12 protein-coding genes and 1 tRNA gene are annotated in these 13,220 nt (G+C 57.8%); 8 read left to right on the plus strand and 5 right to left on the minus strand.

All coding sequences use genetic code 11. The annotated features are described in order from the left end of the window. The first annotated feature begins 1 nt into the window (after position 1). Positions 2–1,486: a RagB/SusD family nutrient uptake outer membrane protein gene (locus KG007_RS06115; RefSeq protein WP_195458795.1), complete on the plus strand. Its 1,485-nt coding sequence runs from the start codon at positions 2–4 to the stop codon at positions 1,484–1,486. 4 nt (positions 1,487–1,490) lie between these two features. Then, positions 1,491–2,399 (plus strand): hypothetical protein, encoded by a 909-nt coding sequence (locus tag KG007_RS06120; protein WP_213347707.1) that lies wholly within the window; start codon positions 1,491–1,493, stop codon positions 2,397–2,399. Between the two features lie 108 nt (positions 2,400–2,507). On the opposite strand, the gene frr is transcribed toward KG007_RS06120, so the two are convergent. The 3 genes from frr to pyrH are packed head-to-tail and all read right to left on the minus strand — an operon-like array spanning position 2,508 to position 4,356. Continuing rightward, a complete protein-coding gene (gene frr / locus KG007_RS06125) occupies positions 2,508–3,065 on the minus strand; it encodes a ribosome recycling factor (RefSeq protein WP_195458791.1) in 558 nt (185 codons plus the stop codon). Between the two features lie 12 nt (positions 3,066–3,077). Then, on the minus strand, positions 3,078–3,644 hold the full coding sequence (locus tag KG007_RS06130; RefSeq protein ID WP_213347708.1) for a TlpA family protein disulfide reductase: 567 nt from the start codon (positions 3,642–3,644) through the stop codon (positions 3,078–3,080). A gap of 4 nt (positions 3,645–3,648) precedes the next feature. Further along, on the minus strand, positions 3,649–4,356 hold the full coding sequence (gene pyrH / locus KG007_RS06135) for a UMP kinase (protein WP_213347709.1): 708 nt from the start codon (positions 4,354–4,356) through the stop codon (positions 3,649–3,651). A gap of 79 nt (positions 4,357–4,435) precedes the next feature. On the opposite strand from pyrH, the gene dxs reads away from it, so the two are divergent. Then, positions 4,436–6,316: a 1-deoxy-D-xylulose-5-phosphate synthase gene (gene dxs / locus KG007_RS06140; RefSeq protein ID WP_213347710.1), complete on the plus strand. Its 1,881-nt coding sequence runs from the start codon at positions 4,436–4,438 to the stop codon at positions 6,314–6,316. 60 nt (positions 6,317–6,376) lie between these two features. Next, positions 6,377–6,898 carry a lipocalin family protein gene (locus KG007_RS06145; RefSeq protein ID WP_213347711.1) on the plus strand — a complete coding sequence of 174 codons (522 nt, stop codon included), beginning with the start codon at positions 6,377–6,379 and terminating at the stop codon, positions 6,896–6,898. Between the two features lie 389 nt (positions 6,899–7,287). Here KG007_RS06145 and KG007_RS06150 read toward each other — a convergent pair whose 3' ends face one another. Both KG007_RS06150 and KG007_RS06155 read right to left on the minus strand, forming a co-directional pair. Then, entirely contained in the window at positions 7,288–8,049 is a 762-nt protein-coding gene (locus tag KG007_RS06150) for a YaaA family protein (protein WP_213347712.1), read from the minus strand. 11 nt (positions 8,050–8,060) lie between these two features. Next, the gene (locus KG007_RS06155) at positions 8,061–8,834 is read right to left on the minus strand and encodes a radical SAM protein (protein ID WP_213347713.1); all 774 of its coding nucleotides are present in this window, start codon (positions 8,832–8,834) and stop codon (positions 8,061–8,063) included. A gap of 68 nt (positions 8,835–8,902) precedes the next feature. On the opposite strand from KG007_RS06155, the gene KG007_RS06160 reads away from it, so the two are divergent. The 4 genes from KG007_RS06160 (at position 8,903) to KG007_RS06175 (ending at position 12,620) form a co-directional block, all read left to right on the plus strand. Further along, positions 8,903–10,060, plus strand: coding sequence for a dicarboxylate/amino acid:cation symporter (locus tag KG007_RS06160; protein ID WP_213347714.1), 1,158 nt, complete (start codon positions 8,903–8,905; stop codon positions 10,058–10,060). Between the two features lie 184 nt (positions 10,061–10,244). Then, positions 10,245–11,516 (plus strand): aminotransferase class I/II-fold pyridoxal phosphate-dependent enzyme, encoded by a 1,272-nt coding sequence (locus tag KG007_RS06165; protein ID WP_195458782.1) that lies wholly within the window; start codon positions 10,245–10,247, stop codon positions 11,514–11,516. Between the two features lie 320 nt (positions 11,517–11,836). Next, positions 11,837–11,912, plus strand: a tRNA-Gly gene (locus tag KG007_RS06170). Between the two features lie 279 nt (positions 11,913–12,191). Next, positions 12,192–12,620, plus strand: a complete 429-nt coding sequence (locus KG007_RS06175) for a tyrosine-type recombinase/integrase (protein WP_249413255.1) — start codon at positions 12,192–12,194, stop codon at positions 12,618–12,620. Positions 12,621–13,220: the final 600 nt, after the last annotated feature.

The raw sequence follows: 13,220 nt of genomic DNA on the forward strand, positions 1-13,220 counted from the left end.
TATGAAAAACTTGCTTTATATCATTTCGCTCTGCGGGCTGCTCTCGGCGTGCGACCTGCAGGAGGAACCGTACGGATTCTATTCCGACGACAACTTTTACAAGACCGAGACGGATGCCGAATCGGGTCTGCTCTATGCCTACAACGCCCTGACGTTCCTCGAATATTCGCGCGGCATCTTCTACATCGGGGACATCCCGACCGAAACCATGTCGCCCAAGAGCGACGAAGCCGGCGATGTCTACCAACTCGAGAACTGGATCGCAGGCCGGGAGACCGAGCAGTTGAAATACTATTTCAAATACTGCTACATCGCTATCAACCGTGCCAATACGGTGATCGACCATATCTACAACAGTTCGGCGCTGAGCGAAACGGCGCGCCGCCGCATCCTCGGCGAAGCTTACTTCCTGCGTGCATGGAACTATTTCAACCTGGTGCGTACGTTCGGCATCGTTCCCGTGCAGACGAAGATGGTGGCGGAACTGTCGCAGACGACGCCTCCGATGGCAACGGGCCTCGACCAGCTTTACGACCTGATCTTCGGCGACCTGGCCCGGGCGGACGAACTGCTCGAGGTTAACAAGGTCTTCGGACGGGCGGACAAGGTAGCTGCGCAGGCGCTGATGGCCAAGGCCTACCTGACCGTTGCCTCTTCGAAGGAACATAACGTCTACCGCTATACGGAGATGCGCCGCGAGCCGCAGATCATGTACGACAGTGCCGCCTATTGGGCCGGGAAGGTCGTTCGTGATTATAAAAATTCCTATGATTTCGACGATAACCTGCGCGACATCTACGACGTGAACAAACCTACGGGCCCCGAACATATCTTCATCATGCCGATCGACCGCAGCGGTACGCAGGAGGGCAACTACTCCAAACTGCCCCTGCTTTTCCTGCCGTCGAACAACTCCGTGCCTTTCTACATCCGTTACGGCAACGGGGACCTGCAGCGGGCCAACGGCAACGGCTGGGGCGTTTTCCTCTGTAACGACGAGTTCGTCGAGACGCAGTTCAGCACTACGGACAAGCGCCGTACGGAGTTGATCCACCGCGACATTTACGACGTTTCGGGCAACCCGATCGTGCCCAACCAGGTCAAGGGCTACTTTTCGAGCAAGTACGTCGATCCCGATTTTATCGGCGAACGTACCAGCGCCCGTCCTTACCTGATCCGTTTCTCGGACATTGCGCTGGTGTATGCCGAGGCCGCGGGACCCGAAGCGGGATTGGCGTATGTGAACCGCATTCGCGAAAGGGCCGGCGTGACGCCGCTTCCGTCCGGAATGGCTCCGGACAAGTTCCGCGAAGCCGTGATCAAAGAGCGTGCGCTCGAACTGGCCTTCGAGGGCAACCGGCTCTATGACCTGCGCCGTACGGCCTCGGTTACGACCACCGACATCAAGGCTGCCGGACTGAGCGAGGCCGAAGCCGCCTATTATCCGATTCCGCAGCGTGAAATAGATCTGAATCCCAATTTGTAGCGTTATGAAAAATCTGAAATATATCGTATTGTTGCTTTCGTGCCTGGCCGTGGTTTCCTGCACGAAGGATATCGACGAGAAGGAGCCGAGCAACGAGTGTTCGATCCTCGACATCAAACTGGCGGGACAACTGGGCAAGGCCGCCATCGAACGGGTGGACGACAATCAGGGAACCGTGACCCTCTATATCTTCGAGCAGGCCGATTATCCGTGGGAGGCGGTCGAGGTCGAGGCGCTGGCCCTTTCGGCTTATGCTACGGCGGACGTTTCCGACGGCGGGACGCTCGATTTCCGGAATCCCGACCGCAAAGCGCGTATCATCGTGCGTTCCCAGACCGGGAAACAGGTGCTGTGGACGGTTTGTCTCAAACCTTACGATCCGTTCTATGTCGGCACGTGGGCCGTCAGCGATATCAAGATCTACGTGGATCAGAATATCAGCGGCAATGGCACGGGGAAGTGGGATACTTCGATGGGCGGTTCCGAGTTCGGGACCTTTGCTTCGCCGGAGCTGGACAACGTCATCACCATCACGATGAACGAGGAGATGGTCGACGGAAAGTTCACGGGCAAGATCGTCAATTCCGCCGGTCCCGACGGGCAGTACGGGTCATTCAAGGGTGTCTACCCGGGCGAATACACCGAGGACGCACCGTTGGATATGGACCCGCGCCTGCGTCATCTGATCCCCGCCGGAGAGTCCGACTGGGTGCTCGATCTCTCGACCAATCAGATGAAGATTTCGAAGAACAACATCACTTCGACGATGACCTTCGACCGGGATACTTCGGGCAATCTGTTCTTCGATTTTGCTTTGCCCGATGCGTCGGGCGATACGCCGGGCAGTAATTTCTACAACAACTTCTGGCGCAGTTCGTACAAGTTCTCGTACATCGTACGGGCTGCCGAATAAGAAACAGGGCTGCCTTCCGGAAAGGCAGCCCTGTCTTTTTGGGGACATTTGAAAAAATCCGGACTTGCCGTCGGCAGGTCCGGATTTTTGATCGTCGGGGGCGAACGGTCAGACCGTCATGATCTCCTTCTCTTTCTTGGCGAGGGCTTCGTCCAGCAACTTGGCGAACTTCTCGACCAGTTTCTGCGACTGTGCTTCGCCGTCCTTTGACTCGTCTTCGGGCATGCCCTCCTTCTGGGCCTTCTTGAAGGCGTCCACGGCGTCGCGGCGGGCGTTGCGCAGGCTGATGCGGGCGGTTTCCGCCTCGTTGCGCACCTGCTTCACCAGTTCCTTGCGGCGCTCCTCGGTGAGGGGCGGAATCGTCAGGCGGATCTGTTCGCCGTTGTTCGACGGCGTCAGGCCGATGTTCGAGTCGATGATCGCCTTCTCGATCGGGCGCAGCATGTTCTTGTCCCACGGCTGGATCAGGATGGTCCTGGCGTCGGGTACGGTAACGCTGGCTGCACCCGAAACGGGAACCTGCGAACCGAAATAGTCGATCATTACGCCGTTCAGGGCGTTGGGCGACGCTTTGCCGGCGCGAACGTTCAAAAGTTCCTCTTCGAGGTGGTCGATGGCCTTCTGCATGCGGCCCGTAGCTTCGTTGAGAATCGTCTTGGTATCCATAAGTGTTGGGGTTTAATTTCCGAGTGTTTGTTCGATGGTCTGGATCAGTTGTTCGAATTCCTGATCGTCGTAACCTACCGTGGACAGCACGACTTTGCCCTTTTGGTCGATTACGAAGTTTCGCGGAATGTAACTCGAAGCGTAGCGGTCGTAGATGGTGTGCGACGGGTCGAGGCCCATCGGAAAGGCATAGCCTGTCTTTTTGCGGAATGCCTCCACGGCTTCGCGTTCCTCGCCGCGCGATATGGGCAGGAAGACGAACTCCTTGCCGGCGAAGCGGTCGATGATGTCGGTCTGTACATGGGTCAGTTCCTCCCGGCAGGGCGGACACCACGTTGCCCAGAAGTTGAGCAGTACGACTTTGCCCTTCAGGCTGCCGAGCGTCACGGAACTGCCGTCGATCATTTCGACCGTGAAATCGGGAGCCGTGTCGCCGGCTTTCACGAGCGTCGTCGCTTCGGTTTGCGTTTCGGCCTCGTTCGAGGTTTCTCCGGTGGGGAGCAGCAGGATGACGGCGACGATCGCGACGATCAGCGCCAGCATCAGCCACAGCGATTTATTACTTTTTTTTGTTGCCATAATTTTACAGTTTTACCAACGTTCCGATCTTCTCCCCGGCAAGGACCTTGCCGAGGTTGCCCTCGGTGTCCATGTCGAAGACGATGATTTGCAGACCGTTCTCGCGGCAGAGCGTGAAAGCCGTAAGGTCCATGACCTTCAGACGGCGGTCGAGCACCTCCTCGAACGAGATTTCGTCGAACTTCACGGCTGCGGGGTCCTTCTCCGGATCGGCCGTGTAGACGCCGTCCACGCGGGTTCCCTTGAGCATCACGTCGGCCTCGATTTCGATGCCGCGCAGCGCCGAGGCCGAGTCGGTCGTGAAGTAGGGATTCGACGTGCCGCCTCCGACAATCACCACATAACCCGCTTCGAGGTATTCGATGGCACGGGCCTTGGAGTAGTATTCGCCGATGGGTTCCATGCGGATCGAGGTGAGCACCTTGCACTTGACGCCGTTGTCTTCGAGTGCCGATTGAAGTGCCAGCGAATTGATGATCGTGGCGAGCATTCCCATCTGGTCGCCCTTCACGCGGTCGAATCCCTTTTTGGCGCCCGTGAGGCCGCGGAAGATGTTTCCGCCGCCGATGACGATGCCGATCTGGACACCCGTTGCCGCGGCAGCCTTGATCTGTTCGGCGTAGGATTGCAGCATCCGGGGCGAGAGTCCGTATTTCTGTTCGCCCTGCAGCGATTCGCCGCTCAGTTTCAGGAGTATTCGCTTGTATTTCATCGTTCGTAGCTTTTTATCGTAATGCGAAGATAGGTATTTTTTCGAAAAAATTCACATATATTCCTTATCTTTGTGCGCCATGGCATCGGAAGAATATAAACTGCTCGATACGATTTCATCACCCCGGGAGCTGAAAAAACTCTCGGAGGAGGAGTTGTCTGCCTACTGTGACGAACTGAGGCGTTATATCATCGACGAGTGTTCGGTCAATCCGGGCCACCTGGCTTCGAGTCTCGGGGCCGTGGAACTGGCCGCCGCCCTGCACTACGTCTTCGAAACCCCCGACGACAGGATCGTCTGGGATGTCGGCCACCAGACCTACGCCCATAAGATCATCACGGGCCGCCGCGAGGCATTCAGGACCAAGCGCCGTCTCAACGGCATCAGCGGTTTTCCGCGCATGTCGGAGAGCGAGTACGACTCGTTCGGGGGCGGTCACGCTTCGGTGTCGATTTCGGCGGCGTTCGGCATGGCCAAGGCCGCCGAACTGCGGGGCGAAAAACGGCAGGTCGTGGCTGTGATCGGCGACGGTTCGATGACCGGAGGCCTCGCGTTCGAGGGGCTGAACAACGCCGGGGCCTCGAAGCGCACCAACCTGCTGGTGATCCTCAATGACAACAACATGGCCATCGACCAGGCTACGGGGGCGCTGAAAAACTACCTGCTGAAGATTTCGACCTCGGTGCATTACAACCGCTTCAAACAGCGGTTGTGGGGCCTGATGTCGCGTACGCCGCGGCTGCTGAGGCTCTGCCAGAAGGCGGGCAACGCCGTGAAGCAGGGACTGCTGAACAAGAGCAACCTGTTCGAAAGCCTTAATTTCCGGTACTTCGGGCCGGTGGACGGCCACAATATCAAGGAGTTGGTGCGGACACTTCGTGCGCTGCGCGATATCGAAGGGCCTAAGTTGCTGCACGTGATGACCGTGAAGGGCAAAGGTTACCTGCCGGCTGAGCACGACCAGCCCGCCTGGCATGCTCCGGGGCGTTTCAACCCCGATACGGGGGAGCGGATTTCGGCTCCGGGCGGTGCGGCGCGTTACCAGGATGTTTTCGGCGAGACTTTGCTGGAACTGGCCCGCCGCGACCCGCGTGTGGTAGGCGTCACGCCCGCCATGCCGTCGGGCTGTTCGATGAATATCCTGATGCGCGAGATGCCCGGCCGCTGTTTCGACGTGGGCATCGCCGAAGGGCATGCCGTGACCTTCTCGGCCGGACTGGCCGCAGCGGGCATGGTTCCGTTCTGCAATATCTATTCGACTTTCATGCAGCGGGCCTACGATAATGTGATTCACGATGTTGCGATCCAGGATCTTCCGGTGGTGATGTGTCTCGACCGGGGCGGACTGGTGGGCGAGGACGGCGTGACCCATCACGGGGTTTTCGACATGGCCGCTTTCGGCGCCGTGCCGGGGCTGACGATCGCTGCGCCGATGAACGAACCCGAACTGCGCAATATGATGTATACGGCCCTCGAATCGGGCCATCCTTTCCTGATACGTTATCCGCGGGGGCACGGCGAGGGCCTGCCCTGGCGCGGCGAGCCGTTCGAGGCGCTGCCCGTCGGACGGGGCCGCCGCCTGCGCGAGGGCGAAGACGTGGCGCTGGTGACTGTCGGGACCGTCGGCAACGCCGCTGCCCGGGCGGCCGAACGCGCTGCGGCCGGGGGTGTAAGCGTTGCGCATTACGACCTGCGTTTCGCCAAACCGCTCGACGAGGCGCTGCTCGACGAGGTGGGACGCAGGTTCCGCCGTGTCGTCACCGTCGAGGACGGTTCGCTGCGCGGAGGCGTGGGCGAAGCGGTGGCGGCGTTCTTCAACGACCGCGGTTACGACGCGAAGGTGCAGCGGCTCGGCATCGGCGACGAGTGGGTCGAGCACGGCACGCCCGAACAGCTCTACGCCCTCTGCGGTTACGACGAGGAGGGTATCCTGCATGCGTTGCTGAATTCCGGGGAGTAAACTTTCCGCAATCGGTTTTTCCGGCACAAATTCTGTGAGAAAACCATAAAAGACCGGAAAATGAAAATCGTCATTTTATTGCTTGTCGCCGTCCTGCTGATCCTGGCAGTGGCGGTCGTGTCGGCTTCGGACCGTATCGACCGGAAGCCTGTCGGCCTGTTCGACCTGCAACGCTACCTGGGGACGTGGTATGAGATCGCCCGCTACGACCATTCGTTCGAACGGGGATTGGCGGGAGTGCAGGCGCACTACGAATTGCGGCCCGACGGTCGGATCGGGGTTGTGAACAGCGGCGTCGATTACCGCTCGGACCGGCGTAAAGAGGCGCGTGGCAGGGCGTATGCCACGGCGGTTCCGGGCCGCCTGAGGGTCTCTTTCTTCTGGATTTTCTATTCGGACTACAACGTGCTCGAACTTGGGCCCGATTACGATTGGGCGCTGGTGGGCAGCCGTTCCTCGAAATACCTTTGGATTCTTTCACGCACGCCTGTGCTGCCGAGCCCCACGCTCAACCACATCCTGCGGCTGGCCGAGGCCCGGGGCTACGACACCCGAAAGTTGCTGTTCGTCGATCAGGGGTAGGGGCTTATGCGCTTTTGGTGTCGGTTGACACCAAAAAAAACTTTTGCGCGCCTTCGCCGCGGGGATAGCTACCTTTTGATGGTAAAAGGTAGTACCAAAACCATCCGCATGTTGTTCTCCGCGGGATCGTCTTCCGGCCCGTGCTGAGCGGGCGCAGTAAGATCAAGCCTTTACAGCCTCCCGCCCCGGGCGCACGGGCCGTCAGCCGCTCTTTTCCCGCTCCGAACGATAATGCGGACCATTCACGCCGCCAACGGCGGCGAATAATCCCTGCTTGGCAAAAAAGGCGTCAGGAAAGATGCGGAATAAAAGCGCGAGCGAAGGCGCGGAAAAGGCCTCCCGAAAAAATACAAAGAATCCCGCAGTTGCAAACCGCGAGAATTTCTATGTTACATCGTAAACACCCAGTCGTCGCCTTTGGAGAGGGCCGCGTCGAAACGGAATCCCTCCCATTCGAAAGCTTTGAGCATTTCGGGGTCGGCGATGCGGTTTTTCAGGATATACCGCGTCATTTCGCCGCGGCACATTTTCGTGTAGACCACGATGGTTTTGAGCCGGTCGCCTTCGCGGACGCGGAATTCGGGCGTGATGACGCGCGCTTCGCGGCAGATGCGCCGCCAGTCGAACAACCGTTTCATTTCGCTGCTGGCGAGGTTCAGCAGGATGCCGTCGTCGGAGCCGGTCCGGCCGAGCAGGTCGCCGGTCAGCCGCCCCGGCCAATAGGCGAACATCGTTTCATCGCCGTGGCCGGGCAGTACGGCGTCGCCTTCGAGCCGGTAGGTGCGGATGGCGTCCAGCGGACGGAGCAGCCCGTAGAGAAACGAAGTGATGTTCAGGTGCTGCTGGGCGTATTCGAAATCGGCGTCGGTGAAACTTGCCGGGGCGATTCGTTTGAAAACGATCCCCGTGTAGGCCAGCAGAGCCGGGAGGGCCGCCCCGTCGTCGCCGTGGAAACGGCCGTAGCGCTGGCGGTTTTCGGCTGCGATGCGGCGGTTCACGTGCAGGAGCCGTGCCAGGTCGTCGGTGGGGAGCGTCGCCAGTTCGGCGGCCAACTGCGCGGCCTGGTCGCGGTAGGCGGGCCGGGTCGTGCGGGGCGTCGGGACGGAGGTGTGTTCCGCCATTGTTTTGGCACAGGAGAGGAGTAGCTGCATGGCGCCAGGTTTCAGGCTACGGAGCAAGGGATGCCGAGCGCTTCGACGCGCGCGGCGATCCGCTGCAACTCCTCTTTGGAGACTTTTTCGAGCGTTCGGCAGGGCGTGTCGCGGTCGAGCGAGTAGACCATCACCTGCCGGGGCCGGATTTCGGCGACGAGGCCGAGCCAGGCGGATACTTCCTCTTCGGTGGTGTTGTCGACGGGCTGTCCGTCGCACGAGCCGCGCAGGAACATCGTCTGGAGGATCATATGGCCGTCGAAGCGTTTCATCTCTTCGACGGTCTTGCGGACCGAGTAGGCCGGGCTCTGCGGGTTGTTCATCCGCCGCACGGTTGCGTCGAAGGCCGAGTCGAGTTTGAGGATGTTGTTGTCCACTTTCATCAGGGCGCGGCGGACGCTGTCGCGGTGGATCTGCGTGGCGTTGGAGAGCACGGAGACCTTCGCCGCGGGGCACAGTTCGTCGCGCAAGGCGATCGTGTCGCCGATAATGGCCTCGAACTCGGGGTGCATGGTGGGTTCGCCGTTGCCGGCGAAGGTGATCACGTCGGGCGGGGCGGCGTCGGCCACCATGCGGCGCAGGGTGGCTTCGAGTTGGGTCCGCACGTCTTCGCGGGCGTTGAAACGCCGTCCGCCCGGGTGTTCGGCATTCCAGCCGCATTCGCAGTAGATGCAGTCGAACGAGCAGAGTTTCGAGGAGACCGGCAGCAGGTTGACCCCCAGTGAAAGGCCCAGTCGCCGCGAATGTACCGGGCCGAAGATAATGTCGTGGAATAGTGATGTCATGGTGCGAAATTAAGAATTAAAAATTAAGAATTAAAAATTATGCCTATCTTTACATAAATCGTTTTCGGATGAAAATTAAATTCGGATTGTTGCCGCGTGTCGTGCTGGCCATCGCGCTGGGCGTCGCCTGCGGATTCTTCCTGCCCGGTTGGGCGACGCGCATTGCGCTGACTTTCAATGCGATTTTCGGGCAGTTTCTGGGGTTTGTCATTCCGCTGCTGATTCTCGGGCTGGTGGCGCCGGGCATTGCCGACCTGGGCAAAAGCGCCGGACGTCTGTTGGCGCTGACCGCCGCGCTGGCTTATGCCTTCACGCTCTTTTCGGGTTTCGGGACCTATTTCACGGGCCGGGCCGTGTTCCCGGCGCTGCTCGAAGGTTCTGCGGCCGTGCTGCCGGAGGAGGGAACGGCCCTGGCACCCTATTTCACGGTCGAAATGCCGCCCGTGATGGGCGTGATGTCGGCGCTGGTCCTCGCCTTCGTGTTGGGGCTGGGTATGGCCTATATTCATTCGGTGACGCTCAAGGGTGCGATGGACGATTTCAAACGGATTATCGACCTGGTGATTCTGCGTGTCATCATTCCCTTGCTGCCGTTCTATATTTTCGGGATTTTCCTTTCGATGACCCAGTCGGGGCAGGTAGCCGGGGTGCTGGGGGTCTTCGTAAAGCTGATCGCGGTAATCTTCTGCATGACGGTCGTGCTGCTCGTCGTGCAGTTCTCCATAGCGGGGCTCGTGGCGCGCAAAAATCCGCTGAAGATGCTCCGCACCATGCTGACGGCTTACGTCACGGCCCTCGGAACGCAGTCGTCGGCAGCGACGATACCGGTGACGCTGGCCCAGACCGTGAAACTCGGCGTGCGGCCCGAACTGGCGTCGTTCGTCGTGCCGCTGTGCGCCACGATCCACCTCTCGGGGTCGATGATGAAGATTACGGCCTGTGCGCTGGCCGTGTCGATGATCGCCGGGCTGGATATCCCGCCGGGAACGTTCGCCGGGTTCATCCTGCTGCTGGCTGTGACGATGGTCGCGGCGCCGGGCGTGCCGGGCGGGGCCATCATGGCGGCGCTGGGGCTGCTGGAGTCGATGCTCGGCTTCGACGAGACCCTTGCGGGGCTGATGATCGCCACCTATATCGCCATGGACAGTTTCGGCACGGCGACCAATGTGACGGGCGACGGCGCCGTGGCGGTGATCGTCGATGCGATCGACCGGCGGCGACGCTGAAGGGAACTGTTTCGGGGCTGCTTTCGGCAGCCCTTTTCTTTTCTTATTGCCGGAAATAAGTATAAATGCGTATCCTTGTGGAATAAAAAACGGCTACTTTTGAATGCTAATTCTGTTTTATTTGTACTTTTGTGCGTTCAAAACGGAACGAAGGGAGACATAAACTCATAATTACAAGATAAATATGGTTGATATTTTTTCACGCCTCGAGAAAAATGCGGGCGGACCGATCGGTCAGTACATGGCGTATGCCCACGGTTATTACGCCTTCCCCAAACTCGAAGGCGACATCGGCCCCCACATGGTTTTCCGGGGCAAAAAGATGCTTAACTGGAGTCTGAACAACTACCTCGGACTGGCCAACCACCCCGAGGTGCGCAAAGCCGACGCCGAGGGGGCAGCCCAGTTCGGCATGGCGGCTCCGATGGGCGCCCGTATGATGAGCGGACAGACCGTTTACCACGAGCGGCTGGAGCGCGAACTCGCCGAGTTCGTCGGTAAGGAGGACGCTTTCCTGCTCAACTTTGGTTACCAGGGTATGATTTCGATTATCGACTGCCTGCTGACTCCGCGTGACGTGGTCGTCTACGATGCCGAGGCGCATGCCTGCATCATCGACGGCCTGCGCCTGCACAAGGGCAAGCGGTTTGTTTTCGGCCACAACGACATGGATTCGCTGCGCCTGCAGTTGCAGCACGCTACGGACCTTGCCGAGGAGCAGAACGGCGGCGTGCTGGTGATTACCGAGGGTGTGTTCGGTATGAAGGGCGACCTGGGCAAGCTCGATGAGATCGTGGCGCTGAAGAAGGATTTCCAGTTCCGCCTGTTGGTGGACGATGCCCACGGTTTCGGTACGATGGGCCCGGACGGCCGCGGTACGGCTTCGCATTTCGGCGTTTCGGACGGTGTGGACGTGCTCTTCAATACGTTCGCCAAGTCGATGGCCGGTATCGGTGCATTCGTATGCGGTCCCCGCTGGCTGGTCAACCTGCTGCGTTACAACATGCGTTCGCAGCTCTACGCGAAGTCGCTCCCGATGCCGATGGTAATCGGCGCGCTGAAGCGTCTGGAGTTGATCCGCAACCATCCCGAATTCCAGGAGAAACTTTGGGAGATCGTTCGCGTGCTCCAGAGCAGCCTGAAAGAGAACGGATTCGAGATCGGTGTGACCAATTCGCCCGTGACCCCCGTTTTCCTGAAGGGTGGTATTACCGAGGCCACGAACCTGGTCGTAGACCTGCGTGAGAACCACGGTATTTTCTGCTCGATGGTGGTTTATCCCGTAATTCCGAAGGGCGAGATCATCCTGCGCATCATCCCGACGGCGGTGCATACGCTGGAGGATGTGAAGGTTACGATCGAGGCTTTCAAGGCCGTTCGCGAGAAACTCGAAACCGGCGTATACGCTTCGATGCCCATTCCGGCGCGTGCCGACGAAGGCTTCAAGCTTCGCTAAATCTCGCAGATAACAGACAGGCGGATGTTCCGGAAGGGACATCCGTTTTTTTGTCCGGTGTGGGGCGGGATCGGATGCCGGGTGTTGTTGAAATTGTTGGGCATGACGGCTTTGCTTGTGCTGCGTCATATCGGAATTATATGGATGAAGTCAGTTCCAGGCGATGTGTCGTGCCGGAGTGAACGCATTTGAAAAATGCCGGCCGGCGGGAATTGGCGGATAAAATTCGCCGAAAATTTTGCAGAATAAATTTTTCAGTTTATATTTGCAGTCCCGAAGCGTAGGAAACAACGGTTTCCAAAGTGGCGGAACCGATATTTGCGGAAATAGCTCAGTTGGTAGAGCGCAACCTTGCCAAGGTTGAGGTCGCGGGTCCGAGTCCCGTTTTCCGCTCCAAAGAGGTCATTTTGGCCTCTTTTTTTGTTGCGCAAAGCGACGCAAATAGAAGCAAATAATATTGTATATCAACGATATGCGGGATTATTTCATTTTGTAGCCATAGCAAAGGGACGCACACGAAAGCAGGTCACCGGAGTGCTTAAACGTGGTACATGGGTACGAGCCGCAAAAATGTACCACGCGAATGGTGATAATGCGCTGAACGACATCGGTTTGCTCCAAACATTCAAGGCTTTTCAATCGTAAGGATTGTTAAACTAAACTGAATTTTGGACTATGGAAAGAAAACGATTTTGCGTGACCTTTTTTCTGCGCAGGGCACGAACCAACAAGACGGGACTGGCCCCGATTCTCGCCCGTATTACCACGAACGGGGTGTCGAAAGAGGTATATATCCAATGCTCCGTACCTGCCGACCGCTGGAACCAGTCGAAAGAGTGGGCTACGGGCCGGGGCAAGCTGTGCCAGCAGGTGAACGCCTATTTGAAGGAGCTGGCGGGTATCTGCAATATCGACAAGACGCTGACGACGCATTGCGCCCGCCACGCGTTCGCCTGCCTTGCCGTGGAGTATGGAATGCCTATCGACGTGCTGGCGAAGATTCTGGAACACTCCAATACGAATATGACCCGTCATTATGCGAAATTCTCCGAACAGCTTATTGGTCGGGAAATGCAGAAGATAGGGGAAATACTGACTGCGTAGGCAGACAATGATGCTTTGATAGAGCGGACAAGAATGTCGGATGATTCCTGCCTGCTCGGCCTAGATTGGTCGTATTTGCTCGTGGAGTCATAGAAATATTTATTTTTATAAATCTGCGAAAAATATCTAGTTGTAGAATCCCGTGTCTGATAATTTATTCAGTCGGTTATAGATCGCATCGAATATTTATTCGAACAAATCTTTTAGCCGCAAGATATGATTTCGGAAAGGTTGTAATATTGCACCGGAAACGACTCTGACTGCAGGAGTTGTCAAGGAGGACTTACAAAACTTTGGGAAGAGATTCCCGCCGCGAATTTTTCATGTCGTCAGACATGAGCGAGCTATACCTTTGCGAGGCCGGGCGTTCTCCTAAGTCGAACGCCTTTTCCCCGATACCATGAATACCGATCGAAAACTGACAAATAAGAGTGACGGGAGCCTGCAATGCTAGGTTATAAAACTCTTTCCGGTTCAATGAAGAGCAAAATAATTAAGATATTAATCTGGCAAAACGAGCGATGGAATGCTTGGAAAGATAGTGATCAATCGTAAAATTGTTCGGTTTTAAATAAAACCGTTTCTATGTAAGAGACCATA

Source organism: Alistipes montrealensis (assembly GCF_018362775.1).
Classification (GTDB): Bacteria; Bacteroidota; Bacteroidia; order Bacteroidales; family Rikenellaceae; genus Alistipes; species Alistipes montrealensis.